Raw genomic sequence first — 23,997 nt, 5'->3', positions numbered from 1 at the left:
AGGAGCGGACTCGGCTGGATTGTTCGGGCCACGAGATTGTCGGCCTCCCTGATGGGTTGCCCGCCGGCAAAGAAGTCGGGAACTAGCGCACAACAATGCGCGACGGAACAACAACACGGCTGCGGTGTGCCTTTTGTTTGCACCTCACGCCCCCCGCTCCGTTCGATTATGCAGCCGCTGCCCGTCTCCTCAGAGTATGCATGGCTCACCGCCGCCACATTTAAGAAGATAGCGGCGGCCATGGCGGCGATTCTCAGACAGTAGAAGATTCTTCGAAACGGCATCATGGGGGCGTTCCCTTTCCCCGCCGAACGATATCGCCACAAAAATGTTCCGACTGCATCGCAGAATGCGCGAGACGACGATCTCCAAGCTGGGCAGGACTTTATAAATCCTGGATTTAGCAACCGCTGATATGTCAGACGCAACTATTCCGGAACAGAGGGATCGCACGAGGCATTTTGGCTTTTCTCGCTAATATTTTCGCCGACGTGGATTATCCAATGAGTATGGCGCGAATGTCATTGACGTTTGTGAGCGTCGGGCCAGTGACGACAAGATCGCCGATCGCACTGAAAGCCCCGTAGCTGTCGTGGTTCAAAAGCGCCAAGCGCGGTGAAATACCGGCATTTGACATACGCGACAGGGTCGATGGATCGATGATGGCACCGGCTGCGTCTTCGACACCATCGATGCCATCGGTATCGCCGGCAATTGCCCAGACGCGATCCATCCCATTCAATGCAATCGCAAGACCTAGCAAAAATTCGGTATTTCTGCCGCCGCGACCGGTGGATCCTGATCCGAGTGTCACGGACGTTTCCCCACCGGACAGGATAATGGCGGGTCCGGCAGCCGGTCGCCCGCGTGAGCGGACGGAGGCTGCAATACCGGCCAACAGCGTCCCTACCTCCCTCGCCTCCCCTTGAAGCGCGTCACCCAAGTCCACTATTTGCAGCCCGCTCGCAGCCGCAGCATTGGCGGCCTCCTCCAAAGCCATGGACGGTGAGGCAACAAGCCTGACGTCGCTGTTCACTGGCGCTGCCGCTTCGATCGTCGCTCCTTGCTGGAGCACTTCCGTCGCCGTTGCCGGCAGCGCCAGCTTGTAACGAGCAACGATTTCTCGGGCCTCATCGAGCGTGGATCTACTTGCAACCGTTGGACCGGAGGCGATCTGCGAGGGATCGTCACCAGGCACATCGGAAATCACGAGTGTAACGACGCGTGCCGGATAAGCGGCCTGCACCAGACGGCCGCCCTTGATCCGGGAGAGCTGCTTGCGAACGGTATTCATTTCGGAAATGCTGGCGCCGCTGGCGAGCAGCGCCTGATTGACCGATCTCTTGTCCGCGAGTGTCATCTCTCCAGCCGGCGCGATGGCAAGCGAAGAGCCGCCCCCGGAAATCAGGGCAATGACAAGATCATCCGGTCCAAGTCCTTCGACGCTGGCGAGTAACCGCTGCGCACCTACTACGCTCATCTCGTCGGGAACGGGATGTGCAGCCTCGATAATCTCGATGCGTCCCGCAGGTATCGCGTGACCGTAGCGCGTCACGACCACTCCACTCAGTTCGACATCTTTCCAAGCTGCATCCACTGCCGCGGCCATCGCCGCCGATGCCTTGCCAGCCCCAATGACGACGCAGCGTCCTCTAGGTTTTTCAGGAAGATGCCGTGCGACAACCTTCATTGGATCCGCACTTGCGACCGCCGCATCGAATAGCCGGCGCAGCAGGCCGCGAGCAGATACGTCGTCCCAGTTCATTGTGCAGCCGCTACTTTCAGGATGTTTGAACCCGCGATTGCATCGCAGACCGCATCAGTGACCTGTTGTGTGGTTGCTTTGCCCCCTACGTCCGGGGTCAGAATACCAGCTTCGGTCACCCGTTCGACGGCGTTCATCAGTCGCGTAGCGGCATCCCGCTCGCCAAGATGTTCGAGCATCTGCGCCGCCGTCCAGAAGGTAGCGACCGGGTTGGCAATGCCCTTGCCGGTGATGTCGAAGGCCGAGCCGTGGATCGGTTCGAACATGGACGGAAAGCGGCGCTCCGGATCGATGTTGCCGGTAGGCGCGACACCGAGGGAGCCGGCGAGCGCTCCGGCAAGGTCGGACAGAATGTCGGCATGCAGATTGGTCGCTACGATCGTGTCGAGGCTCTGTGGCTTCAGGGTCATGCGCACGGTCATGGCGTCGACCAGCATCTTGTCCCAGGTAACGTCTGGGAACTCCTTCGAGACCTCGGCCGCAATCTCGTCCCACATCACCATGCCGTGGCGCTGTGCATTGGACTTCGTGACGACGGTGAGCAGCTTGCGCGGCCGCGACTGCGCCAGCTTGAAGGCGTAACGCATGATGCGGGTGACGCCGACGCGGGTGAAGATCGCCACCTCGGTACCGACTTCCTCGGGCAGGCCCCTATGAGCGCGGCCACCATGACCCGAATATTCGCCTTCGGAGTTTTCGCGCACGATAACCCAGTCAAGATCGCCAGGCCCGCAATTGCGCAGCGGCGGAGTAATTCCAGGCAGGATCTTCGTCGGACGAACGTTGGCATATTGATCGAAGCCCTGGCAGATCGGCAGACGCAGGCCCCAGAGGGTAATGTGATCCGGCACATCAGGAGCACCGACTGCTCCGAAATAGATCGCGTCGAATTTCTTCAGCGTCTCCAGGCCATCGGCCGGCATCATGACGCCGTGCTTCTTATAGTAGTCGGATCCCCAGTCGAAGGTTTCTGAATGGATCTTGAAGTCGCCACAGCGGGCTGCGAGAGCATCGAGAACCTGTAGCCCGGCCGCGATCACTTCCGGACCGATCCCATCTGCCGGAATCGCTGCGATCTTGTATTCACGCATATTCATTCTCCATTTTGATAATCAGTGCTGGGCTGATGCTTTGGTTTGTGGATCCCGCGCGCTGCTGCGCGCCAGGATCAGAGTGACGGTGGCGGAGACCAGCAGAAGCGCTGCGACGAAGTATAGGCCGCCTGCAAAGCTTCCAGTCGCGTCCTTGATCCAGCCGATCATCGATGGACCGACGAAGCCGCCAAGGTTACCAATCGAATTGATCGTTGCAATGCCTGCAGCGGCGCCAGGTCCGGACAGGAAAAGCGTTGGCATGCTCCAGAGCGGCGGCTTCGATGCGCTGATACCAATGTTTACCAGCGTCAGCGCCATCAAGACTGCAAAAACGCTGGTTGCGCCGGTCGCAAACGCAAGACCCGCTGCAGCAAGCAGGCAGGCCCCGACGACATGCCATGTACGCTCGCCAGACTTGTCGGAATGCCGGGCCCAGAGGATCATGCCAACCACCGCAAAAACAGCCGGGACCGCATTGATCAATCCGACCTGGAATGACGACAAACCGAAGCTTTTGATAATTTGCGGTGCCCATATGCCAAGCGTGTAAAGGCCTGCCGATGTCCCAAAATAGACGAGCGAGAGCGCGAGAACGCGGATATCGGCCAGTCCTGCCCAGATGCTGTGGCTGGTTTTCGGCTTTCCGGCCTGGTCCTCTTCCATGGCCTTAGCGAGCCATGTGCGCTCGTCAATAGATAGCCATTTCGCCTTTTCCGGGCGGTCCGTCAGATAGAAAAATACGACGACACCGAAGACAAGCGCAGGGATAGCTTCGATGATGAACATCCACTGCCAACCGGCCAGACCCCAGATCCCATGCATTTCAAGCAATGCGCCCGAGATGGGAGAACCGATCGCCGTGGAAAGCGGCGCCGCGGCCATGAACATCGCCGTCACCGCCGCGCGGCGGCGGGCCGGGAACCAATAGCTCAGATAAAGGATGATGCCTGGGAAAAAGCCGGCCTCGGCCACCCCCAGAAGAAAACGCAATATGTAGAAGCTCGTCGTGCCTTGAACCAGCGCCATCGCACCGGAGACGAGACCCCAGGTGATCATGACCCGCGCGATCCAGATGCGGGCTCCGAGCTTGTGCAAGATCAAGTTCGAAGGCACTTCGAAAATGAAATAGCCGAGAAAGAAGATGCCGGCGCCGACGCCAAAAACAGTCGACGAAAACCCCAGATCCTGGTTCATCGTCAGGGAGGCAAAGCCGATGTTCACGCGATCAATGAACGCGATAAGATAAAGAACCATTATGAATGGCACGATGCGCCAGGTAATCTTGCGCAACACGCGCGTTTCCAGCTCACGCTCCATTGCAAGCTCCTCCCATTGTTTGAAACAAGCGCGTCCTCTCGCGCAGTTCCTGAAGGCTAAGTCCTCCCTTGCAAAGGATGAATACTCAGGTAATTATATAATTAAATGATATAATGGCTAACATATGGAACTCGAACAAATCAGATGCTTCGTTGCCGTTGCCGAAGAACTTCATTTCGGTAGGGCGGCTCAAAGGCTTGGGATTCTGCCTGCATCCATTGGCCGTCACATTCGCATGCTGGAAGAATCCTTGGGCGTCGTGCTCTTCAGCCGAACGACACGAAGCGTTTCTCTGAGCGAAGAGGGGATTCTCCTCCTCGATGAGGTCAAACCAATCCTTGCCCGATTGGATGCCGTGGCGGAGAAATTTCGAGCGACAGGGCGCAAATCGAGTCCGCTCTTAAGAATCGGTGCGATCGACAGCGCAGCTGCCGGCCTGGTTCCCTTGCTTCTTCACGACTTTCGCGCAATTGCCCCAAATGCGGTAACGCAGCTTGTGGAAGACAAATCGATCAGGCTCATCCCGAAGCTGCTTGCCGGTCGGCTTGACATAGCCCTAATTCGTCCTCGCGACGGGATAAGCCGAAGCCTGGTGATCAAGCCGCTCTTGCATGAAACAGCCGTCGTTGCCATCGCCTCGACAAGCCCTCTGGCTTTAAAAGACGAAATCCGAATAGTCGATCTCAGTGACGAACCACTCATCGTGCCCGAACGACGTTCCCGACCGCATAGCCACGATCTGACGATGACACTTTTTTCCGAATTCGACATGCGCCCCCGCATTGCCCAAGTCGCCGATGAAAAGCAGACAATCATCAACCTCGTCGCCGCCGGAATTGGTTCTGCGATCGTCCCGCGGTGGACATCAAAATTGGCTGTTCATGGCGTAACGTTCGTGCCGCTGGCAGATCACGCAGGCACGCGGTTGGAGAAGCTGCCGCTGGCGGTCGCCTGGGTGAAGGCTGTGAGGGATCCAACCCGCGACCTGCTGCTCAATCTTCTCGAAGAGAACATCAAACGATATTCAGAGTTCGCCTAGAGCTGTTCAGTTTTTGCGGAATCTCTGAACTGTTCTATCTCTTTGTTTTCAGGCAATTCCGGACGGAAAGGTGCAGCGAAAAGGGCCTCTCTCGGAGGCCCTCTCGGCATTATTCAATGATGCGAACAACCTTGCGCGTCTTCGGTTGGACGATGACGCGTTCATGGTTCACGACAGCATAACCGTATGTCGGGTTGTCCGGAACCGGTGTGATGACAACGGTCTCTGGGAGAGTTCGACCGACGACAATCTCGTCTTGTACGACGGCCTCGGATGGAGGCATTGGCTGCTCTTGAACATAGGTAATTACTTTTTGCGGCGGCGGATCGATCGCAGTACCGGCAATCGCTCCGGCAACACCGCCAACTGCGGCACCGACGGGGCCACCTACAACCGCTCCGGTGGCGGCGCCGCCCGCGGCTCCGGTGACCGTGGAAGACTGTGCCAAGGCTGAACCAGCGAGAAGGCCAAAGGCAGCAACCGCTGAAGCGATAAGTCTCGTTCTCATAGCATTCTCCTTTACATTTTAGCTCTTATGAACTGAAAGGAAAATTGCGCAGCCCTCAGAATGTTCCTCTTTGGCTACCATCTGCAGCCATCACGAGTTCACCTCATGCGACAAATTTCGTGAGCGAAAAAGGTCGCGAAAGATGCTCCTGGCGGGCCGTGATTCCTGCCGATGGTCTTCTGCCGCCGAATGTTGGCTATAGCGAACGCATGCATTAGGTTAGCATTGGCGGACATTATCCAAAACGGAGTATCCAATACGAGGGTTTGTCCTCCTCCCGTCGCTTCGTACGACACGGTAACGCCAGCTCGGAAACAGCCGCAGGACTTTGTGCGCGACGAGCGTCCGCCAGCGTACACAAAATCATCCCGAACACGGGGGTGCTATAGAATCGCGATCCGCCCACAAAGCTAAGGGCATGCCGGCGAGGACCCAATTCCCATGCTCGATCTTTCGCGAGAGCCATGCTCGACCTAGAACGTTTAATGACAACGAACCGGCTTCTCGCTCGCCTGCCCGCAGATGAATTTCGCAACATCGGCAAGCAGTTGGAGCAGATCGATCTCGAGCGCGGCTTCAACATTGCCGGAGCCGATTGCCTGATCGACCATGTCTATTTCCTTTCAAGCGGAATTAGCTCTGTCGTTACCATTTCGCCCGGCGGTCAGCGCGCCGAAGCCGGCATGGTCGGACGCGAAGGCTTTCTGCCGATGCCGGCCGGCGTCGGTGGGACGATCAGCATCCACGAGGTCTTTATGCAAATGGATGGCCAGGGTGTACGGATGCCGCTGTATGCACTCCTCGCCGCATTGCCGGAAAACCCCGTCTTCGCCAATCTTTTGGCCCGTTTCATTCAGACCTTTGCGACACAGATCTCCTATACGGCCCTTTGCAATGCAAACTATCAGGTAGACGAACGGCTCGCCCGTTGGCTGCTCATGTGTCATGACCGGGTGGATGGCGACGAGATTGCCTTGACGCATGACTTCATCGCCGCGATGCTGAGTGTCAGAAGACCGAGCATCACGACGGCGCTGCACGTTCTTGAGGGAAGGAAGCTCATCAGGGCCGAGCGCGGCCGCATTACGATCCGCGACAGAAGAGGACTTGAGGAATTTACTGGCGGCTCCTATGGCAAGCCGGAAGAGGAGTATCGCCGCCTTATCGGTGATTTCTGACAAGTGCTATTTCAAATGGTCGCGAATGACCGCGTGAAATGAAATCGAGAACTGCAGCTTATCTGCCTCGTCGTGAACCTCGATACGCTCATCGGGAACCATCTGGCCATTCTTGATCCGCGCGGCAACGAGTTCCCGCACGGCCCTTATCGCACTCGAGCGCGCGTCATCGATGGTGGCAAATTCATCGCCTTCGCCATCGCGGACGATTTCGCCATTTCGGCGAATATGAAAGAAGTAGCGCGTCATGCAGGCCCCTTCAGCCCTTATCCACCGCCAGTATACCACTGGCGCAATTGCCGCCGCTATCAAAAGAGATCCTTCATCAAACGCCGATATTCCTCTTCCGGCTTGCCGTAGGCATCATGGGCGAATTCCTCGAGAGCCGCTCGATTTCGAATGGTGATGCTGCCGCGCTCCGCCGTGATGAAGCGATTGCCTTCGAGAATATGCAGCGAGGTGGTCACGCTTGGCCGGCGTACGGCAAGCATTAGGGATATGAATTCATGCGTCAGTGCGATCTCGTTGCCGGATACACGGTCGTGGCACATCAGCAGCCATCGCGCCAGCCTCTCGTTCACGTCATGAAGAGCGTTGGAAATAGCTGTGTAGGCCAATTGGACGGAGAAGGCCTCGATGGAACGGACCATCAGTTTGTTGAAATTTCGATTTCTATCCATGAAATGACGAAACGACCCATAGTTCATCCGATAGGACTCCGCCTCGAGCTGCACGATAATATCGTGAGCATTAAATTCGGTGCCAGCAACCGCCGATGTCGGCACATAGCCATCAAAGCCGAACACGCCAGCCTCGGCGCGGCGGCCTTCCGGCGTCGCCGCGACGATTGATCCGATGCCGGATGTCAGAAAATAAACATAGTCGATGGACTGGCCGGCTTTTCCGATGAGCGTGCCGCGCGGAAGCGCCATATATTCAAGCTCTGGCCCGATCTGCTCATAATCCGCAGACGGAAGAATGGAGAGCAGTTTGTTTTGCATATTGGACTGGTGGGGAGCTGGCATGACAGCGCTTCCTCCTGGTTAGGCAAGAACATGGCATGCACGCCTTGCCGTCTGAGCTCCAGCCGGACAATATGAAAGAAGCTACTCCTCTTGGAGCTGCGTCACAAGGAATGTACGCTAGCAGACGGAAGAGCGGATTTTGTGGCAAAGCTCGTAATTACGCCTATTTTACCTGTACGCGTTCGCTGGATGCATGGTGTCTACAAGCCGGTAGCCATTACCGCCCGTGAAGGACGGCGGCGCCCTTTTGCTGAGGAGCTGAAGGCGTTACTTAAATGATATCGGCTCAGGAATGCGGAGCGCAATATCATCTGCGAGATAAAATCTCGCTGGCATACTTCTACATAGGCGTCACAGGAGCACCGGGAGAGACATGTGACCTGGTCTGCCGAAAAATGGGAGGTGGAGATGCCTGGGAAGACAAATCGGTCCGCGTCGTCAACAGATATCCCTTATGTCACACCAAGAATACCTGCGTCGACAGTCCTCGATATTGCGACCCCGCAGGGCGGCAGCGATACCCCCTCAGCTCAAGCTCTGCTTGCTGCCATCGTCGAAAGTTCGGATGACGCGATCATCAGTAAATCTCTCGACGGCTTCATTACCAGTTGGAATAAGGGCGCCGAACGGCTTTTCGGCTTCAGCGCAGAAGAGGCAGTCGGACAGCATATCGCCATCCTCATTCCGGCAGATCGCCGGCATGAGGAAGACACGATCATCGCCAGCATCCGCGAGGGAAAGCGAATAGAGCACTATGAAACCGTCCGTCGCCACAAGGATGGAAGTCTGCTCGACATTTCCTTAACGGTTTCGCCGGTTCGCGACAGTAACGGCGCTATTATCGGTGCCTCGAAAATTGCGCGCGGCATTTCCGAGCGCAAGCATGCGGCGCAGCGCCAGATGCTGTTGCTGCGGGAAATGAACCACCGCGTCAAGAATATCTTCGCCATCATGAGCGCGGTAATCGGAGTAAGCGAACGCACGGCAACGACGGTCAAGGAATTGACGAGCGACATCCGAGCAAGGATAAACACCTTGGCGATCGCCTATGAATTGACGCTGCCAGACATCGGCCTCACCGTCGTTCAGTTTCGCGAGACGTCGCTATTTACACTCGTCAAAGCCCTTTTCGCCGCCCACCAAGGCGCCGACATCGAACGGGCTTCCATTCGCGGCCAGGACGTGCCAGTCCGCGGAACGACGCTGACGTCGCTCGCACTTCTGCTCCATGAGTTCTCGACGAATGCAGTGAAATACGGCGCGCTCTCCACGCCAGCGGGCCGTATTGAGATCGACGTGCGTTACGATCCGGATTTTGTGTTGACCTGGACCGAAATAGGCGGTCCATCGGTTACCCAGCCCGAGGGATCGGGAGGCTTCGGCTCCCAGCTCGAGCGGGCGACGATTGGATCTCTTCAAGGTTCGATCCATCGTGATTGGGACCCGGCGGGATTGAAGATTATGCTGCGAATTCCCGCCGATATTCTTCCCCGGACGAGACCGACGGAAGAGGCATGAGCCTTCCATTCTGTTGGTCAGCTTCCTAGAGCGGTTCAGCTTTTCGCGGAATCTTTGAACCGCTCTATCTCTTTGTTTTCACGTAATTCCAGACGAAAAACCGCTATACACTTTTCCTGGAATTGCTCTAGATGCGGTGCGCGCGATTGCGCTCGCGCTCGGCCAGGATCTGTTCCGACGTGTAAGGAGGTGCGGCTTCGTCGAAGCGGGTCCATCCTTGCTCCACATAGCTCGCGCGCCGTTGTGCAATGTCGACCGACCCAGACGCGGCAAGGATCGATTGAGCCTCCGGTACGCGGCTGTCTTCGACATGAGCAGCGACCAGCGATCCGCCGCGACGAATACCCTCTGCATAGAAATGCGCATCCTCTTCGGGAATTCCTTCCTTGATCATCGCGCCAATAATCCCCCCTACCGCTCCCCCGGCCACAGCGCCCGCTACTGCACCCGCGGCCGTCGCAGCAAGCCAGCCGGCTGCAACGACCGGCCCCACTCCGGGGATGGCGATCATGCCGAGGCCGGCGAGCAGGCCCCCGGCTCCACCTGCAACGGCACCGATGCCCGCACCGGTACCGGCACCTTCCGCGCCATGACTACCTTGCCCTTCTGCATCGACGCCATCGGCCTTGTTGGTGATGATGCTGATCTCGTCAGACGCGACACCGGCATCCTCAAGGGCCTTTACAGCCGTGCGGGCATTATCATAGCTGTCGTAAAGTCCAGTAACCGTTTGCATTGGATGCTCCTCGCTTTGTTGTCGATTATTTCGCCATTGTCACGTTGCCCTGGAAATCCAGGGAGACGCCGACTGGCCTGCCATCCTTATCGGCGCTTGCACGCCAGACGCCCTGGCTGTCGAGCTTCAGATCGCGAATATTCTTGTATCCGGCGTTCTCGAAGCGGGATTTCGCCTGCTTCTGACTGAAGCTGTTCTTGCCGGCGATCGGAGCTCCAGGGTTGCGCTCAGTGTTGACGGCGGGCGTTGTCTGCGATGTGGTTGGCTTCTCGCTTTGCGCAAACGATCCCGTCGCAAAAGCCATCGCGACAAACGTGATGCTGATAAGCTGGTTCATGTTCAAACCTTTCGTTGCTGCCGATGCGAACCAAGCGAAGGGCCGATTGTTCCCACAAATTCAGGAGAAGATGGATTTCAGGCGAAGAGCGGCAGCAATGCTTCCTCGCCATGCACGCCAGGGAGCTGCAATAATCTGATTGCAACGACTGGCGACGGGGCGGGTCGCCGGGATACAGTCAGGTTCCATCATTCTTGAGAGCCAGGTACGTGATCTCCATCGTCAGAGTGAGCCGCACCACCGGAATCCTGTCGCTCCTGGCGATTTCGACAGCAAGACATTCGCCGTTCTTGTTCGGGATACCGTCCAAGGCCATCTCCGCCAGTATTCGCTTCCCCTCATCAACGGCTGATATGAGATCCGGGAGATCTTGCCCCTCGTCATCATCAAGCACTGTCTCGCGATCTTTCGTTGCGAAATAAAAGTTTGTCATGTTCGACCTCTGGCGGTGCGCTGCCGGGGGCAACGCACCGAAGAAGAAGTGCCGGCTGCAGTCCTATGCCGCCTTTTTGGCTTTTGCATTGGCCGCTGTTTCCGCCAGCTTCGTCAACTTCTGATCCGTCGCCTTTTCCTCCACGAGCGTCTGCTGGAGAAGAGGTACCGCGTCCTTCAGGCCGAGTTGCTTGGCCCATTCGATCAGAGTGCCATAGCGTGCGATCTCGTAATGCTCGACGGCCTGCGCCGAAGAGATCAGACCTGCATCGAGTGCCGGGGTTCCCTTGAACTCTTCGATGATTTCGTCAGCCTCTGCGATGATACCCTGAATCGCTTCGCAGGTCTTGCCGCGAGCGGGCTTTCCAAGGAGCTCGAATACCTGTTCCAGGCGTTCGACGTGACCTTGGGTCTCATCGCGATGGTGGAGAAAGCCATCTTTGCCTTCCTGCGCCTGTGCTGCGCGCGCCATCTTCGGCAAGGCTTTGAGGATCTGCTTTTCCGCGTAATAGATGTCTTTCAACGTTTCCAGAAAGAGGTCGTTGAGTGTCTTTTCGGATGCCATGGATGTCCTCCATCGAATAAGGATTAAAAGGAAGTCCGCCATGCGGACCTCCGTCGCGAGCTCAATCAGGAATTCTTGTGGCTTTGCTGGCCGGCCTTCACATGCTGTTCGTGGCTACCGCCACGGGTGCCGCCCGACTGCTCGTTACGAGACGAAGCCTGCTTCGTATTGGTATCCTTGTCGGTGTTCTTGTGGCTCTGCTGGCCGGCTTTGACGTGCTGATCGTGGGACCCACCTTGGGAAGCCATGATGTTTCTCCTCTTGTTTGATTGCGAGACCTTCATTGGTCTCGCAGCTTCAAACAGGCTTGGGACATGTTGGTTCCCGGCAGCGATCAAAAAAACGCGGTTACCGCCATTCCTATAACGGCAGCGAACATCGCTAGACACGCAGCCCAGCCGACAGCACGCAGGCCCCTGCCGATGACGAACTGTTTCATGACATCGCGATCGGAGGCGATCAGCATGAGGATCACCATAACGGGAACAGCGACGACGCCGTTGATCACAGCACTCCAGAACAAGGCCTTCATCGGTGGGATGGGGGTGAAGTTCAAAAGCATGCCAACGATAGTCGCCAGACCGACGGTCGTATAGAAAGCCTTGGCCTCGCTCGGCTCGCGAGATAGGCCGACCTTCCAACGAGCCGCCTCGCCGACCGCATACGCAGCTGAACCTGCAAGAACGGGCACGGCCAAAAGACCGGTTCCAATAATGCCTGTTGCAAAGATGATCTTGGCAAAAGGTCCAGCCAGCGGTTCGATCGCTTTCGCCGCGTCGACAGAGCTTTCGATATTCGTTGAGCCCGCTGTGTTAAGGGTCGCGGCGGTCGCCGTGATGATCGCGAGCGCGACGATATTGGAAGCGGCCATGCCAATGAACGTATCCAGTGTAATCCGTGTATTTGCCTTCTCCGCCTCCCGCGGATGCTCGACGAGAGGTTCTTCATGCGGCTTCTCCTTGAGGTCTTCGGCTTCTTGAGATGCTTGCCAGAAGAAGAGATAGGGGCTGATGGTGGTTCCGAAGATCGCGACGATCATTGACCAGTAATTCGCATCCGCCTTGATGGTGGGGAACAGGAGACCGCGGCTGAAGGCCAACCAGTCGACATGCACCACAAAGAGGGTCGCAATGTATGACAAGAGCGCCAGGCTCAACCATTTCAGGACGGCGACGTAGCGCTTGTACTTCAGAAGGACCTGCAGAAGGATACAGATCACGCCGAAAGCCGCGACGTAAATGAGCGAATTGCCATTCAACAGCAAATGTGCCGCATCCCCCATTGCGCCGAGATCGGCGCCGAGATTGATGACATTGGCAATCAGGAGCGGAACGGTGACACTGACGCCCACCCAGCGCGGATAACATTTCGCCATGCTGCCCGCCAAACCTCGGCCCGTGGTTCGGCCGATGCGGGCACTGATCATCTGCACCGCCACCATCAACGGATAGGTGAACACCAGCGTCCAACTCGCGACGTAGCCGAACTGCGCACCGGCCTGCGAGTAAGTCGCGATCCCGCTAGGGTCGTCGTCCGAGGCGCCAGTGACCAGACCTGGTCCCAGAATTTCCAACAGACGTGGTTTTGAAGGTTCGACGACTGAGCTTTTGTCGTCCATCTGATAGCCGCTCATGACTGCCTCCTGCAGAACCGGACCGCACATCTTGTCGGTCGCGGTGCGAACAAACCGTGCTTGTTGGTCATTTGTTCCCGGACACGCAGCCCGCGCTAAAGCAATCCAATTTCAAAAGCTTGCAATGGACGACACGATCAATTCCAGCTTGCTCTTCGCAATATCTTGTCCGCGTGGGAACCTTCTGCATCCAGATCGATTTGATCTACGATGCAATTAAGGAGACCGCGCATATGGAGAAGCAACGGCGTTTCGAGCGACGTCGACCGTTAAGAGGCGCAGCATATACGCTCACCGATTTCCAGAAAAAGTATAATCTCGACGACCGCAGCGCCGAAGATCTCTTCATCCGCTTCGGTCCATCCTCAATCGAGCTCGATCTGCTGATGGCCGCAAAAGGGCGCAAGCCGTCTTTTGACGAGTTAACGAAAGAAATGCCGCAACAATAGATAAGGGAGATAAGGGCCGGGCAGAAAACCCTACGTCAGGACGCCTTGAGGAAGTGAAGCAGCGCGCGTGCAAGATCGAGGGGGTTCTCTTCCGCTACATGGTGTCCGCTCTCGATGCCATGACCCGAGACGTTGGTTGCCCACGATTGCCAGATTTTTCTCGGATCGCCGAAGAAATACTCGAGATCGTCACGTGTTGACCATAAGCAAAGCAGCGGACATGCAATTTTCTTCCCAGCTTTGCGATCCTGCCATTCGTCTTCGCGATCGACTGTCAAGCCAGCCCTATAATCTTCGATCATTCCATGGACGACCGCTGGATCATGGATCGCCGCCATGAGATCCTGATAGGCTTCCTCCCCCATGAATTCAGGTGTGATCGCCTTGTACCAGCCTCTTGGATCGGCATTGATCGCCTGTTCCGGTTTGTCTGGTTGGGCAAAGAAGAACCAGTGATACCAATCGCGCGCGAACCGCCAATCCATCCGTTCGAGATGTTCGATAATGGGAATACTGTCGATCACGACGAGTTTCGTGATGATCTCGGGATAATCCATGGCGAGCCTGAAAGCGACGTAGCTTCCACGATCATGGCCCGCGACGGCAAAGCTGCGATGGCCCAATAGTTGCATCAAGCTGACGCAATCGAGCGCCTTTGCCCGCTTTGCCGAGTGCCGGCTATCGTCTGTGTCAGGTGGTTGAAAGGATTTCCCGAACCCGCGGAGGTCGGGACAGACGATGGTGAAATGCGGAGACAGCAAGTCCGCCACCTGGCCCCAAGTCATGTGCGTTCGCGGATGCCCGTGGAGTAGAAGCAGGGGCGGCCCATTGCCTCCATACCGAACCCGCAGACTACCCGGGCCGACATTCATGGTCTCGACTACCATGCCGTCAAACAATTCTCGCCTCCCATGCTCAGTCCGCCGATCACGTCGTCCAAGAGGATGCGGACTCCTTTTAAAGGTTGACATCCCTCGTCGCGCGTCTTTGAAGCCACCGCAATACGCGGATCTCCTCCATGTCCATCCAATTTAAAAGCCGCTCACTGCGTGTTTGAATCTTAAGCACATCACCGAGGCGCTCATTCCTGAAATCCTCGAAGACCGCGGGATGAATATAGGATGTCTTACAAACGGCGCGCGTATTGACGAGCATTGCTGCGACAGCATCGACCACCTGATTAAGCTGCCGCGTGATCGCGCTTTCCGACGATTCGACCTTGAGAGGGGCCAGCGCCGAGACTGCCAAACAGGTCGCTCCCCACGTCCTGAATTGGCGCGAGGTGAAATCACTTCCCATAGTTTCTCTGATATACGTATTGACATCTTGCGACGAAATCTGACGACAACCACCGTCATCGCAGACATACTGAAAAAGTTGCTGACCTGGCAGTTCCTGCAAACGTCGCACGACATTGGCGATACGCCGGTCGTTATGAGCCAGATTCCACTCTTTCCCTGATTTCCCCTTGAAGCGGAATTTGACCGTTCCGCCCTCCACCTGGACATGACGGCTCTTCAGCGTCGTCACTCCATAGGATTGGTTCTCTTGGGCATAGGCGGTATTGCCGACGCGAATATAGAGGTTATCGAGTATCCAGATCACCGTGGCCAAAGCCTTTTCCATCGTCAAGCCGCGCGAGCGCAGATCGACGTCGACGCGCTGGCGAATCTCGGGAAGGGTGTTGGCAAAATCGGCGAGACGATCGAACTTCGCGCGGGCACGCTCGGACTGCCATTCCGGATGATAGCGATACTGTTTGCGGCCCCGGGCGTCGAAACCGATGGCTTGAAGATGAGACAGCGGATTGGTTGAGATCACGACATCCGTATAGGCGGGCGGAATAGCCAAGGCATTCAGGCGAGCGATCTCATCTCGATCCCTAATCCTTATTCCGTTTGGAAGGTAATAAACAAATCCGTTCCTTCCGGGCTTTCGGCGGATGCCGTCTTCGAGATTGCCAACGTAGATCAGTCCGGAATGAAGCTTTGCTTCGGCAGCCGCAGCAGCGGCTTCGACTTTGGCGACTATCTGGTTCATGGGCCGATAACTCCCATCCGGCGTCGCGGTTCCCAGAGCGCCTCACGTCGTGACGGGAAACTGCATCGATCCCGGAGAAAATCCGCCACACGGGTGAGCGATCATCTGGAACAAACAATGTCGATCGCCGTTGCAATAGGCGTGAGTTTCACGTCTGGAGGATATTCAACATGGGTCGAGGTATTCTGCTCTGGCTTCTCGGCATCCCGCTGCCAATCGTCATTCTTCTCGTTCTCTTCACGCGATAGGAGGCGCAGATGTCCTCTGTCGAAGAAGTACCCGCGGGGACCGTCCCGGTCGAGTCGTCCAAGCCGGCCATTGTCTGGGGGCCGATCATCGGCGGCGCGCTCGCCGCGACCGGCATTGCTCTTATCCTTCTTCTCCTCGGCTCCGGGGTCGGGTTGACGATGGTGTCACCGTGGTCCGGCCAAAACAGCTCGGCGACCACCGTCGGTATCACTGCAGCCATCTGGCTCGTGGTGGTTCAATGGCTATCGTCCGCGATCGGCGGCTATCTCACGGGCAGACTGCGTACGAAATGGGTGGAGGTCCACTCCGATGAGGTCTTTTTCCGTGACACGGCGCATGGATTTCTAAGTTGGGCGCTGGCAACAGTGTTCGTGGCTGGATTTCTAGCGTCTTCGCTAACATCACTGGCGGGCGCGTCAGTCGATGCCGCGGGTAGGGTCGCGCAGACCGCAGCGGATGTTAGTGCCTCCGCCGCATCAGCGACGAAGACGGATGCGACAGCTTACTTTACCGACGCCCTGCTTCGGCCCGCAAAGGTTTCAGATCGTGCCCAATCCGATGATCGCGCAGCAGCGGCAGAAATCTCACGCATCCTCCTGCGAGGGGCAGCCAGCGGAGAAATTCCCGATAGCGATAAGTCCTATATGGCAGCAATTATCTCCGCACGTGCTGGCCTTTCTGAGGCCGATGCACGCAACCGCGTCGATGCAGTACTCAAACAGATCGATGACGCGACGTCAGCTGCGAAAGAATCGGCTGACAAGGCCAGGAAGGCGGGCGCGACGACCGCGCTGGTCGGTTCTCTTTCGCTCCTGGTCGGTGCTTTCATTGCGTCCGCAGCTTCGGCCCTCGGCGGCCGGCAGCGTGACGAAGAAGAAGACTTGGTCGTTGCGCCACGCCGGCCGGGTCTCTGAAGTAAACTGTAAGTTCACACGTACCTAGTGAACAAGGTTCATTATGGTACAGACAAGCGATTGCCAAGAATGGAGCCAACGATGCCCAAACGGAACGATTCTCCTGCAGTTCAATCCCTCTCGAACGAACGCGAGGAGCAGCAGAACCAAGCAACGAAAAACGAACTCGAAAGGGGCCTTGAGGATACATTCCCGGCGTCCGATCCCGTTTCTGCGACCCATACAGCAGTCTTACCGAAGCATGCCTCCTCAGAAGCCCCCGAAAGAGGCAGGGCGCGGCATCATGTTGATGCATTTGAAGACAGACTTCCTATCACTTCAGACAGGCAGGCCTCGACAAGCGACGGGGTCAGCGACAAAGGTGCCGCCAGAACCGAGGTTCGTGCGCTTTACCGAGCAGCGCGCCAAGCGAGCCGAACTGATCCGGCGCCAACTGCGCATGACGCTTCCGTATCTTTGCCAGATGGCGCCGGCCTGCTGAGCGAATTCAAGCATAGGATTCGCGAGCGCCCGATTACGACAATAGTTGCGGCCGCGGTGATAGGGTTTGCGTGTGGCATGACACGCTAGCCAATTCGATCATCAATAACTCGTCACCGAGACACCGGCGGATTGAGGATGACGCACAATAACTGAAGTGCCTCAGGTGAATGGGTTTGGCTGGAAGAAGCAAGTGCCATTACTGTCGCCAAGCTGATTAGCGATCTGCTCGCCCCTATCACCGGCACTGCGGTATTCGTCGACATTGGGCAAGGACTGTTGCGGTAGCAGAGTCTGATTTGCCACAAGGAGAGTACCAGATGAACCAGAATGACAGCCTCGAGGATGCAGTTAAACTGGAAACCCATCACCAGGCAGAGATCGGCCCTCGCGAGAAGCTCCAGCTGCGATTGCTGGAGCTACGAACTGAAATTGCAATCGTGCAAATTCGACTACTGACGATTAGATATCGAGCAAGGAATGTCGCCTGGAGTGGAATCCGATGGGTTGATGCCTCTGCGCATGACCAACTTGGAGCCTATCCATGGCTGAAGTTATCCGCAGCATCACTGGCGGCCTTTATGACCGGACGCGTCCTTCGACGGCTACCTCTCAGCTTGATGATGATAGCGGCAAGACCGCTCGTTGCGACAGCCGTTGGGTCTGCTTCGAGGCATATCCGCTAAGCGGATTACCGCCTACATTACCGATCGTCTCATTTCAGTTTCGGATCATTCGTCGATGAAGCGACAATTATGAGGCCGGCTATTGCGATCGAAACAAGACCAAAGCCACAGTCGAATATATCTCGTGAAGACAGTTCGCAAAGCAGCTTTGCCATATTTTCAAGTCAGCAAAATGATGCTGATTGACCACCAAGAAAAAATCGATGCTGCGGCGATTCCTATCGTCTTTCTAGCTGCAACTATAGAAAGTGGTGTGATGTCTTTTGTGAAACACTGCACTGATATCAAACCTAGATAGGAAGAAATGCTGAGTTGTGATCGGGAAGGGCAAGCTATCTGTAACTATTCGAACATAGTTCTGTCTGCTTGCGTACGGAAGAATATGAAAGGGGAACAAGCTGGACGAGTAAGCATTCCAGATTTATCCAGGAGGATAAATCAAATGCTCATAACCGCATGTTCTACATTGCAGGACGAAGTAGTCGCCCTGCTGCCAGCTTTGCGCAACTTTGCCCGACGGTTCGTTTTTAGCGAGACCGATGTCGACGACCTCACGCAGGAGACCGTCGGCAAAATGCTTGCCCATCTCGACAGCTTCACTCCGGGAACCAGGCTCAGGAGCTGGGCATTCACCATTATGCGAAACACTTATATGACTGAATACAAGCGCCAAAAACGAGTCCAGCTTCGTTCGAATGATGATGGACTTTTCGAAATTCCAGTAGTAGGCCGCCAGCAGCTCTGCATTTATACGGCTGACGTCCGCTCTGCCTTAGCTCGCCTTCCCCCATATCAACGAGACGCACTTCTTATGATTGTCGATGGTTTGTCATATGACGATGCGGCGAGACTTTCGGGGTGTGAGATCGGAACGATTAAAAGCCGCGTATCACGCGCACGCGCGACATTGGTTAAAATCCTCGGAGAGAATTCGATACGTGGTGCCGCCTCGATCCACTAAGATCCTTTGTGACCTGCGCATGAATGGAGCTTGGGTTCACCTCTGAAGACTTTGACAGGCGCCTTGCTGACGTATGGGCAACCAGGAACCGGAAGCCGGTGTTTTGATTTCCTAGTGTGTGTCTTTGGCGGTCTCCATCGTTCATCCCCCCTACCGGCGAAGGATACTGGCGGCCGTCTGAGCGTCGGCCACCAGTTGGGTTGGGTCGATCAGTTCTTGATGGCGATGCGCTTGACTTGCGACTGCGCCTTCTCGCTTTTCGGCAAGGTCACGGTCAGCACGCCATTCTTGAAGCGGGCATCGACCTGGTCTTCCTTGACCTCGACGCCGAGCGGGATGCGACGCTCGAAGTGGCCGTAATAACGCTCGGAGAACTGGCGATCCTTGTCCTCGTTCTCGGAACGCTTTTCGCCCTTCAGCGTCAGGACGCCGTCATTGAGCAGGACCTCGATGTCCTTCTCCTCGAGGCCGGGCACCTCTGCCGTCACCTTGATCTCCTTGTCGGTATCGGAAATCTCAACGCTTGGCCAGCCGGCGTTGAATGCGGAGCTCTTGCCGAAAGACGGCAGGCCCGAGCCGAAGCCGCGGAAGACATCGTCGAAGAGGCGGTTCACCTCGCGATGCAGCGACAGGAAAGGATCACGATCGTCATCGCGCAGGAGACTTGGAACCTGGTTGCCGTTGTTGCGGCTCCAGGGAATGAGATCACGAACACTCATCGTATTTCTCCTTTCTCTTGGTCTGTTGGCAAAATTTGCTCGCTGGCGCCGAGCCTCGCCCGGCGCCTTTGCGCGTGTCGAACTGGTAGAAGGCCTAAGCCGCGTGCTTTTCAGTCCCGATCTGCTTCGTCTCCGCTTTCGGCAGAGCCATATCCGTCGAAATCTCGATTCGGCGCGGCTTCATCTCTTCGGGGATTTCGCGCTTGAGGTCGACGGTCAGCAGACCGTTCACGAGACCGGCGCCCACGACCTTGACATGATCGGCGAGCTCGAACCGGCGCTGGAATGCGCGGTTTGCGATGCCGCGATGCAGATAGTGGACGTCTTCGCCGTTTGCCTTCTGACCTGAAACGACGAGAAGGTTCTGCTCCTGTGTGATCGTCAATTCGTCCTCGGAGAAACCCGCCACCGCCATGGCAATGCGGTAATCGTCCTCACCGGTTTTGACGATGTCATAGGGCGGCCAGTTGTCGATCGTATCGACACGGCTCGCAGCTTCGAGCGCATTCAACATTCGGTCGAAACCGATGCTCGACCGGAACAGGGGAGAAAAATCGAGGTTTGTCCTCATAGCCATATCCTCCTTATAAGCAACATGGATACAAGGAGGCGCCAAGAGCACATGGCGCCTCCTGGACTTCGTCGATTCCCATTGGGCAATCGAACAATATTCATATAATTCCGTGGTTTGCCGGTTTCAAGAACAGGTGAATCATCCGGCTTAAAAATTTGATCTCTTATTGTTCCCGCCAAGCTCCTGTTGAGGAAAATGGAGGAGCAATTGGCCGTGACCATGACTTTTGACGGCGCTGTCGTCGTCCTTGGACCTGTCGGTGAAGTGCTGGGCAGAGGCGATCGCGGCCGACGCGACGTGGTCTGCGCTCGCCCAGGCAATTTGCGTGAGCCGGCAATGATGAAGCGTTGATAGGCGAAGGTGGACATCTGCCGGCAGATAGGAGGTGATGATTTGCTGACGCGGGCGAGGAAGATCAGCCCGACGGAGCCGGCGGGCCGAAGGGTCGCCATTCATCAAGTCGTCGTGATCACCCGAACATCGCCTCGACGATCGACGACGTCGACCACGAATTGGCGGCCGGATCGGCGGATGGCGATGTCAGCCGAACCGTCGCCGATCCGCAGACGTCGCAGGAGCACCTCATCGAGGAAAGAAGGCAGCTGTGGCTCGTTGAAGCTGAAGTGCTGCGCGTTCGGGTCAAAGTCAAGCCCCAGGCACGATTGCAGCAGGAAGAGCGGCGCGGCGGCCGCCCATGCCTGTGGGGAGCACGCGACCGGATAGAAGGTCGGCCCTTGCGCCTGCTGGCGCGGCAGCCCGCAGAAGAGCTCTGGAAGCCGGCGCAGGTCGATATAGGTCGATGCCGCAAACAGGCCTTCGAAAATCCGCGCAGCTTCAGCGCGATGGCCGTAGCGGGCAAGGCCGGCGGCAATCAGGGCATTGTCGTGCGGCCAGATCGAGCCGTTGTGATAGCTCATGGGATTGTAACGCGCCTCGGTCGAGGCAATGGTGCGGATACCCCAGCCGCAGAAGGACGAAGCACCCATCAGCGTCCGGGCAGCGACGCGTGCCCTTTCGGGATAGGCGATGCCGGTGAAGAGGGCATGTCCGGCATTGGAGGATCGAACCCGGCAGGGGCGTTTATCTCCGTCCAACGCAAGTACATAGGTGCCGAGTTCCTCATCGAAAAAGCTCGTGTCGAAAGCGCGGCGCAAGCCCTCACTCCTCGCGAGGAATTTCGCGGCCCGTTCCGCTTTGCCGAGCCGGCGAAAGATCTCGGCGGCCGCCTGCCAGGCGCCGTAGAGATAGGCCTGAACCTCGGCGATGGCGATCGGTCCCCTCGCAAGCGTGCCGTCAAGGTGGAAGATGGAATCGTGGCTGTCTTTCCAGGCCTGATTGATCAGGCCTTCTTCTGTCCGTCGTCCATATTCGACGAAACCGTCGCCGTCTCGATCGCCGTGTTCGTCGATCCAGGCAAGGGCCGCCTCGATAGCAGGGAGCAACGACTGGATCGTGGCAAAATCAGCCGTGCGTTTGAGATATTCGCCAGCCAGCAGCACGAAGAGGAGCGTAGAGTCGATACTGCCATAATAGCGGCGGAAAGGCACCTCGCCGAGTTCGGCCATCTCTCCATAGCGAACCTCGTGCAAAATCTTGCCCGGTTCCGCGTCCGCGATGGGGTCGATCTCCGTCGCCTGGTTGGCTGCCAGATGGCCGAGCACCCCACGGGCAATTTGCGGATCGAGCCAGAGCGTTTCCAGCGCGGTGATCAGGGCGTCGCGGCCGAAGACGGTGCTGAACCAGGGAATGCCCGCATAGGGATAAGGTCCTTCCGGCTTGTCGGTCATCAGCATGTAGAGATCGGAGACGCTGCGGCGGACCACCTCATTGAAGATCTCGTTGGACGTAACGATCGATGCCGCGCGCGAGGAAGACGAACGCAGTGCTCGGCGTGCATCCCTGAGCGCAAGGAAAAAGGAACGGTGGCTCGGCCTGTGGTCAGGGACTTGATCGCAGCCTATCTCGACGAAGAGCGATCGTGTCTCATGCGGCTCAAGTTGGAGGTCATAAACAACATGATCGCTGCGAATTTGCTTCGGCCTTGGATCAAACCAAACGCGGGTCGACCGCTTTCGTTCATCAAGCCCGATATAGGAAAGCAGGATCGAATCCTGCTCCACAACGGGGGTAAGATGGCGACCTTTGCGTGCTCTCACAGTCCCGCGGACCTCGAACAGGTCGGCGAAATCGGCCGCAAATACGATTTCGATACGAACATGCTGCCGCCGATCGTCATAATTCCGGATGGCCAGCCGCTCATAGCAACCGCCATTCCACAAGAATCGGGATCTGCGAAGATGAATGAGATCGTGACCGAGGGTGAGCTTACCTTTTTCGTCGAAGAGATCGGGATTGGTGAGATCGCAGGTGAGCATCGCGTTGTCGTCACGCAGCGTCGACGACAACAGCATCGGCCGCTTGCCGTTGATCGTCAGATGGAAATGCGAGAGATAACGCGTATCACGATGGAATAAGCCTTCCGGGCTACCCGGCCCGGAAAGCGCATCGCCATTGTGGTCGAAGACGGCGAAGGTATCGCCGTGCTTCAGGGTACGCGGTCGCCGCTCCTGCAGGGATGCGGTTGCCGGGATGAAGAACTGCGCCCCCGGGGCGGCCGGCTCTGCCGACACGACGGATGGCGTGCTGTCCACAGAAGCGGTCGACATGCTTCTATGTCTCCTACGCCACGACCTGGAGATCCAGATCTTGGCCGTTGGCGCGGCGCAGTGACGCCGCCTTCGTGCGAACGCCGGGCAGGTTACGATAGATAGCGAGATAGTCTTGCGCCATCCGTTCCGCGCTGAAACGCCGTTCGAAGGTCGCGCGCACCTTGTGGCGATCCATTCGCAGCGCCCATTCGATATTCTCGGCCGCCTCTGTAACGCTATCGACGACGACGCCCGAAATACCGTTATCAATCACTTCCGGAACCGAACCGCATCCGAACGCGACCACCGGGGTGCCGCATGCCATTGCCTCGATCATCACCAGCCCGAACGGTTCGGGCCAGTCGATCGGGAAAAGCAACGCGCCCGCGTTACCAAGGAAATCGGCCTTCTGGTGCTCGTTGATTTCACCGATGAACTCGACGTTCGGATGGCTCTTGACCATCGGCGCGATCACCGTGTCCCAATAGGCCTTGTCCGCATTGTCGATCTTGGCGGCGATCTTCAGCGGCATACCAACCTTGGCTGCGATGCGGATCGCGCGATCCGGACGTTTCTCGGGGGAGATTCGTCCCAGGAAGGCAAGATAGTTGCCTTTGGGCTTTGCCGTGAAGGAAAGAAGATTGGTCGGAAGACCGTGATACACCGTCCCGGACCAGTTGACCGGCGGCATCGGGCGACGCTGGTCATTGGAGATCGATACGAGCGGGATATCTGGAAAAGCCTTGTAGAAAGGCTTGAGATCCGGCAGGTCGAGGCGTCCGTGTAGCGTCGTGATCGTACGATCCGCAAAATCCCGGATCAGCGGGAAATGCAGGAGATCGATATGGAAATGTATGACATCGAACTCATGCGCCCGCCGGCGGACTTCCTCCAGCAGGACGACCTGATGCGGAAGATGGTCCTTGACGGACGGATTAAGCCTGAGCGCGAGGTCCGAGCACGCCACCAAGGTAGCGTCGGTCATGGAGTCCCCGCTGGCAAACAGCGTGACGTCGTGACCTTGAGCGACAAGTTCTTCGGTAAGATAGGAAACGATGCGCTCGGTTCCCCCATAAAGCTTCGGTGGAACGCTTTCGGCAAGCGGCGCAATCTGGGCGATCTTCATCGGC

General features: G+C 57.0%; 27 protein-coding genes. 9 read left to right on the top strand and 18 right to left on the bottom strand.

Annotated elements, in window-relative coordinates; all coding sequences use genetic code 11:
* Positions 1-496: 496 nt before the first annotated feature.
* From PH558_RS21725 to PH558_RS21715, 3 genes are read right to left on the bottom strand one after another with little or no spacing between them, the layout of a single operon-like run.
* Positions 497-1,765, bottom strand: coding sequence for a glycerate kinase type-2 family protein (locus PH558_RS21725; protein WP_285206373.1), 1,269 nt, complete (start codon positions 1,763-1,765; stop codon positions 497-499).
* Positions 1,762-2,856, bottom strand: coding sequence for a tartrate dehydrogenase (locus PH558_RS21720; RefSeq protein ID WP_113406902.1), 1,095 nt, complete (start codon positions 2,854-2,856; stop codon positions 1,762-1,764). The genes PH558_RS21725 and PH558_RS21720 overlap by 4 nt, the downstream gene beginning before the upstream one ends.
* A gap of 21 nt (positions 2,857-2,877) precedes the next feature.
* Positions 2,878-4,176 (bottom strand): MFS transporter, encoded by a 1,299-nt coding sequence (locus PH558_RS21715; protein ID WP_285206372.1) that lies wholly within the window; start codon positions 4,174-4,176, stop codon positions 2,878-2,880.
* A 124-nt stretch (positions 4,177-4,300) separates the two neighbouring features.
* On the opposite strand from PH558_RS21715, the gene PH558_RS21710 reads away from it, so the two are divergent.
* Entirely contained in the window at positions 4,301-5,215 is a 915-nt protein-coding gene (locus tag PH558_RS21710; protein ID WP_095438857.1) for a LysR family transcriptional regulator, read from the top strand.
* 109 nt (positions 5,216-5,324) lie between these two features.
* Here PH558_RS21710 and PH558_RS21705 read toward each other — a convergent pair whose 3' ends face one another.
* Positions 5,325-5,723, bottom strand: coding sequence for a DUF1236 domain-containing protein (locus PH558_RS21705; protein WP_095438856.1), 399 nt, complete (start codon positions 5,721-5,723; stop codon positions 5,325-5,327).
* 485 nt (positions 5,724-6,208) lie between these two features.
* Between PH558_RS21705 and PH558_RS21700 the strand changes: the two genes are divergently transcribed.
* Entirely contained in the window at positions 6,209-6,901 is a 693-nt protein-coding gene (locus PH558_RS21700; protein ID WP_244575464.1) for a Crp/Fnr family transcriptional regulator, read from the top strand.
* A 6-nt stretch (positions 6,902-6,907) separates the two neighbouring features.
* Here PH558_RS21700 and PH558_RS21695 read toward each other — a convergent pair whose 3' ends face one another.
* Positions 6,908-7,150 carry a DUF6894 family protein gene (locus PH558_RS21695; protein ID WP_095438854.1) on the bottom strand — a complete coding sequence of 81 codons (243 nt, stop codon included), beginning with the start codon at positions 7,148-7,150 and terminating at the stop codon, positions 6,908-6,910.
* A gap of 59 nt (positions 7,151-7,209) precedes the next feature.
* Entirely contained in the window at positions 7,210-7,926 is a 717-nt protein-coding gene (locus PH558_RS21690) for a Crp/Fnr family transcriptional regulator (protein WP_285206371.1), read from the bottom strand.
* Positions 7,927-8,334: 408 nt separating this feature from the next.
* On the opposite strand from PH558_RS21690, the gene PH558_RS21685 reads away from it, so the two are divergent.
* Positions 8,335-9,444: a PAS domain S-box protein gene (locus PH558_RS21685; protein WP_113407049.1), complete on the top strand. Its 1,110-nt coding sequence runs from the start codon at positions 8,335-8,337 to the stop codon at positions 9,442-9,444.
* A 127-nt stretch (positions 9,445-9,571) separates the two neighbouring features.
* Here PH558_RS21685 and PH558_RS21680 read toward each other — a convergent pair whose 3' ends face one another.
* From PH558_RS21680 to PH558_RS21655, 6 genes are all read right to left on the bottom strand, one after another.
* Complete coding sequence (locus tag PH558_RS21680) at positions 9,572-10,180, bottom strand: general stress protein (RefSeq protein WP_113406908.1); 609 nt, start codon at positions 10,178-10,180, stop codon at positions 9,572-9,574.
* A 25-nt stretch (positions 10,181-10,205) separates the two neighbouring features.
* Complete coding sequence (locus PH558_RS21675; RefSeq protein WP_095438850.1) at positions 10,206-10,517, bottom strand: hypothetical protein; 312 nt, start codon at positions 10,515-10,517, stop codon at positions 10,206-10,208.
* A 178-nt stretch (positions 10,518-10,695) separates the two neighbouring features.
* Positions 10,696-10,950 (bottom strand): DUF6894 family protein, encoded by a 255-nt coding sequence (locus tag PH558_RS21670; RefSeq protein ID WP_095438849.1) that lies wholly within the window; start codon positions 10,948-10,950, stop codon positions 10,696-10,698.
* 63 nt (positions 10,951-11,013) lie between these two features.
* Positions 11,014-11,514 (bottom strand): YciE/YciF ferroxidase family protein, encoded by a 501-nt coding sequence (locus PH558_RS21665; RefSeq protein WP_095438848.1) that lies wholly within the window; start codon positions 11,512-11,514, stop codon positions 11,014-11,016.
* A 65-nt stretch (positions 11,515-11,579) separates the two neighbouring features.
* Positions 11,580-11,762 carry a hypothetical protein gene (locus tag PH558_RS21660; RefSeq protein ID WP_095438847.1) on the bottom strand — a complete coding sequence of 61 codons (183 nt, stop codon included), beginning with the start codon at positions 11,760-11,762 and terminating at the stop codon, positions 11,580-11,582.
* A gap of 86 nt (positions 11,763-11,848) precedes the next feature.
* A complete protein-coding gene (locus PH558_RS21655) occupies positions 11,849-13,147 on the bottom strand; it encodes an NRAMP family divalent metal transporter (protein WP_244575463.1) in 1,299 nt (432 codons plus the stop codon).
* Between the two features lie 233 nt (positions 13,148-13,380).
* On the opposite strand from PH558_RS21655, the gene PH558_RS21650 reads away from it, so the two are divergent.
* Positions 13,381-13,596: a hypothetical protein gene (locus PH558_RS21650; RefSeq protein ID WP_095439017.1), complete on the top strand. Its 216-nt coding sequence runs from the start codon at positions 13,381-13,383 to the stop codon at positions 13,594-13,596.
* A 35-nt stretch (positions 13,597-13,631) separates the two neighbouring features.
* Here PH558_RS21650 and PH558_RS21645 read toward each other — a convergent pair whose 3' ends face one another.
* Complete coding sequence (locus PH558_RS21645; protein WP_095438846.1) at positions 13,632-14,495, bottom strand: alpha/beta fold hydrolase; 864 nt, start codon at positions 14,493-14,495, stop codon at positions 13,632-13,634.
* 58 nt (positions 14,496-14,553) lie between these two features.
* Entirely contained in the window at positions 14,554-15,636 is a 1,083-nt protein-coding gene (locus tag PH558_RS21640) for a DNA topoisomerase IB (protein ID WP_285206364.1), read from the bottom strand.
* Between the two features lie 257 nt (positions 15,637-15,893).
* On the opposite strand from PH558_RS21640, the gene PH558_RS21635 reads away from it, so the two are divergent.
* The 4 genes from PH558_RS21635 to PH558_RS21620 all read left to right on the top strand — a co-directional run bounded on the left by PH558_RS21635 (position 15,894) and on the right by PH558_RS21620 (position 18,926).
* Positions 15,894-16,799 carry a hypothetical protein gene (locus PH558_RS21635; protein WP_285206363.1) on the top strand — a complete coding sequence of 302 codons (906 nt, stop codon included), beginning with the start codon at positions 15,894-15,896 and terminating at the stop codon, positions 16,797-16,799.
* Positions 16,800-17,823: 1,024 nt separating this feature from the next.
* Positions 17,824-18,024 carry a hypothetical protein gene (locus PH558_RS21630; protein ID WP_162751376.1) on the top strand — a complete coding sequence of 67 codons (201 nt, stop codon included), beginning with the start codon at positions 17,824-17,826 and terminating at the stop codon, positions 18,022-18,024.
* Positions 18,025-18,089: 65 nt separating this feature from the next.
* Positions 18,090-18,263 (top strand): hypothetical protein, encoded by a 174-nt coding sequence (locus PH558_RS21625; RefSeq protein ID WP_158225489.1) that lies wholly within the window; start codon positions 18,090-18,092, stop codon positions 18,261-18,263.
* 144 nt (positions 18,264-18,407) lie between these two features.
* On the top strand, positions 18,408-18,926 hold the full coding sequence (locus PH558_RS21620) for a sigma-70 family RNA polymerase sigma factor (protein ID WP_158225488.1): 519 nt from the start codon (positions 18,408-18,410) through the stop codon (positions 18,924-18,926).
* 209 nt (positions 18,927-19,135) lie between these two features.
* On the opposite strand, the gene PH558_RS21615 is transcribed toward PH558_RS21620, so the two are convergent.
* Together PH558_RS21615 and PH558_RS21610 are read right to left on the bottom strand one after the other, a co-directional pair.
* Positions 19,136-19,645, bottom strand: a complete 510-nt coding sequence (locus PH558_RS21615) for an Hsp20/alpha crystallin family protein (RefSeq protein WP_095438840.1) — start codon at positions 19,643-19,645, stop codon at positions 19,136-19,138.
* Positions 19,646-19,739: 94 nt separating this feature from the next.
* Positions 19,740-20,216 carry an Hsp20 family protein gene (locus tag PH558_RS21610; RefSeq protein ID WP_113406914.1) on the bottom strand — a complete coding sequence of 159 codons (477 nt, stop codon included), beginning with the start codon at positions 20,214-20,216 and terminating at the stop codon, positions 19,740-19,742.
* 216 nt (positions 20,217-20,432) lie between these two features.
* Between PH558_RS21610 and PH558_RS21605 the strand changes: the two genes are divergently transcribed.
* The gene (locus PH558_RS21605) at positions 20,433-20,570 is read left to right on the top strand and encodes a hypothetical protein (protein ID WP_285206362.1); all 138 of its coding nucleotides are present in this window, start codon (positions 20,433-20,435) and stop codon (positions 20,568-20,570) included.
* A gap of 104 nt (positions 20,571-20,674) precedes the next feature.
* Here the strand turns inward: PH558_RS21605 and PH558_RS21600 are convergent, their stop codons facing one another.
* Both PH558_RS21600 and PH558_RS21595 read right to left on the bottom strand, forming a co-directional pair.
* Complete coding sequence (locus tag PH558_RS21600; RefSeq protein ID WP_285206361.1) at positions 20,675-22,885, bottom strand: amylo-alpha-1,6-glucosidase; 2,211 nt, start codon at positions 22,883-22,885, stop codon at positions 20,675-20,677.
* Between the two features lie 13 nt (positions 22,886-22,898).
* The gene (locus PH558_RS21595) at positions 22,899-23,993 is read right to left on the bottom strand and encodes a glycosyltransferase family 4 protein (RefSeq protein ID WP_113406916.1); all 1,095 of its coding nucleotides are present in this window, start codon (positions 23,991-23,993) and stop codon (positions 22,899-22,901) included.
* Positions 23,994-23,997 lie beyond the last annotated feature (4 nt).

Source organism: Rhizobium pantanalense (assembly GCF_030182525.1).
GTDB lineage: Bacteria > Pseudomonadota > Alphaproteobacteria > Rhizobiales > Rhizobiaceae > Rhizobium.
Note: the sequence above shows the minus strand (reverse complement) of the source record. Positions and strands in the feature narration are given on the sequence as shown.

What these genes read in the sequence shown, in the direction of transcription:
- PH558_RS21725 (WP_285206373.1), bottom strand. Translation starts at nt 1,765, where the DNA reads ATGAACTGGGACGACGTATCTGCTCGCGGCCTGCTGCGCCGGCTATTC.
- PH558_RS21720 (WP_113406902.1), bottom strand. Translation starts at nt 2,856, where the DNA reads ATGCGTGAATACAAGATCGCAGCGATTCCGGCAGATGGGATCGGTCCG.
- PH558_RS21715 (WP_285206372.1), bottom strand. Translation starts at nt 4,176, where the DNA reads ATGGAGCGTGAGCTGGAAACGCGCGTGTTGCGCAAGATTACCTGGCGC.
- PH558_RS21710 (WP_095438857.1), top strand. Translation starts at nt 4,301, where the DNA reads ATGGAACTCGAACAAATCAGATGCTTCGTTGCCGTTGCCGAAGAACTT.
- PH558_RS21705 (WP_095438856.1), bottom strand. Translation starts at nt 5,723, where the DNA reads ATGAGAACGAGACTTATCGCTTCAGCGGTTGCTGCCTTTGGCCTTCTC.
- PH558_RS21700 (WP_244575464.1), top strand. Translation starts at nt 6,209, where the DNA reads ATGACAACGAACCGGCTTCTCGCTCGCCTGCCCGCAGATGAATTTCGC.
- PH558_RS21695 (WP_095438854.1), bottom strand. Translation starts at nt 7,150, where the DNA reads ATGACGCGCTACTTCTTTCATATTCGCCGAAATGGCGAAATCGTCCGC.
- PH558_RS21690 (WP_285206371.1), bottom strand. Translation starts at nt 7,926, where the DNA reads ATGCCAGCTCCCCACCAGTCCAATATGCAAAACAAACTGCTCTCCATT.
- PH558_RS21685 (WP_113407049.1), top strand. Translation starts at nt 8,335, where the DNA reads ATGCCTGGGAAGACAAATCGGTCCGCGTCGTCAACAGATATCCCTTAT.
- PH558_RS21680 (WP_113406908.1), bottom strand. Translation starts at nt 10,180, where the DNA reads ATGCAAACGGTTACTGGACTTTACGACAGCTATGATAATGCCCGCACG.
- PH558_RS21675 (WP_095438850.1), bottom strand. Translation starts at nt 10,517, where the DNA reads ATGAACCAGCTTATCAGCATCACGTTTGTCGCGATGGCTTTTGCGACG.
- PH558_RS21670 (WP_095438849.1), bottom strand. Translation starts at nt 10,950, where the DNA reads ATGACAAACTTTTATTTCGCAACGAAAGATCGCGAGACAGTGCTTGAT.
- PH558_RS21665 (WP_095438848.1), bottom strand. Translation starts at nt 11,514, where the DNA reads ATGGCATCCGAAAAGACACTCAACGACCTCTTTCTGGAAACGTTGAAA.
- PH558_RS21660 (WP_095438847.1), bottom strand. Translation starts at nt 11,762, where the DNA reads ATGGCTTCCCAAGGTGGGTCCCACGATCAGCACGTCAAAGCCGGCCAG.
- PH558_RS21655 (WP_244575463.1), bottom strand. Translation starts at nt 13,147, where the DNA reads ATGAGCGGCTATCAGATGGACGACAAAAGCTCAGTCGTCGAACCTTCA.
- PH558_RS21650 (WP_095439017.1), top strand. Translation starts at nt 13,381, where the DNA reads ATGGAGAAGCAACGGCGTTTCGAGCGACGTCGACCGTTAAGAGGCGCA.
- PH558_RS21640 (WP_285206364.1), bottom strand. Translation starts at nt 15,636, where the DNA reads ATGAACCAGATAGTCGCCAAAGTCGAAGCCGCTGCTGCGGCTGCCGAA.
- PH558_RS21635 (WP_285206363.1), top strand. Translation starts at nt 15,894, where the DNA reads ATGTCCTCTGTCGAAGAAGTACCCGCGGGGACCGTCCCGGTCGAGTCG.
- PH558_RS21630 (WP_162751376.1), top strand. Translation starts at nt 17,824, where the DNA reads ATGGCTGAAGTTATCCGCAGCATCACTGGCGGCCTTTATGACCGGACG.
- PH558_RS21620 (WP_158225488.1), top strand. Translation starts at nt 18,408, where the DNA reads ATGCTCATAACCGCATGTTCTACATTGCAGGACGAAGTAGTCGCCCTG.
- PH558_RS21615 (WP_095438840.1), bottom strand. Translation starts at nt 19,645, where the DNA reads ATGAGTGTTCGTGATCTCATTCCCTGGAGCCGCAACAACGGCAACCAG.
- PH558_RS21610 (WP_113406914.1), bottom strand. Translation starts at nt 20,216, where the DNA reads ATGAGGACAAACCTCGATTTTTCTCCCCTGTTCCGGTCGAGCATCGGT.
- PH558_RS21600 (WP_285206361.1), bottom strand. Translation starts at nt 22,885, where the DNA reads ATGTCGACCGCTTCTGTGGACAGCACGCCATCCGTCGTGTCGGCAGAG.
- PH558_RS21595 (WP_113406916.1), bottom strand. Translation starts at nt 23,993, where the DNA reads ATGAAGATCGCCCAGATTGCGCCGCTTGCCGAAAGCGTTCCACCGAAG.